We start from the raw sequence: 391 nt of genomic DNA on the forward strand, positions 1-391 counted from the left end.
TTTTGATAATCAAGCGTAGATTTGAAAACCGCCTATTTCTTGCGCATGGACAGGCCAGATCACTGTGCAAATTGAAGAAACTTTGCAAATTTTTCTTCTGGATTAGCCAGGTTTTTGCCTGTCGGCGTAGGATAGTATGGTGGGTGCACAGCGTTGTAATAGTCGACTGAACAGGCTCAGACTGAACTTCTTCACTGCCGGCAGATGCTGGCTGTAAACCGCCGTATATTCAAGTGCAGGCAGGCCGCCACGGGCCAGTTTGAACTGTGCTGCACCTGAGCTGTAATGCAACTTCATTTGCTTATCTTTGGCTAACTTGAGTAATAAAGCCATTAAGCGACGGTAAATTCCTAATTCTTTAGGTAGCTGGGTGTCGTAACCTATGAGGGGG

The 391-nt window shown here is 46.3% G+C and carries 1 pseudogene; it reads right to left on the reverse strand.

Annotation, left to right across the window (positions count from 1 at the left end):
* Nucleotides 1–102: 102 nt before the first annotated feature.
* Nucleotides 103–391: pseudogene (locus KDM89_RS20190) on the reverse strand (hypothetical protein); the annotation flags it as partial.

Source organism: Cognatundibacterium luofuense, from assembly GCF_018139685.1.
GTDB lineage: Bacteria > Pseudomonadota > Gammaproteobacteria > Burkholderiales > Burkholderiaceae_D > Undibacterium > Undibacterium luofuense.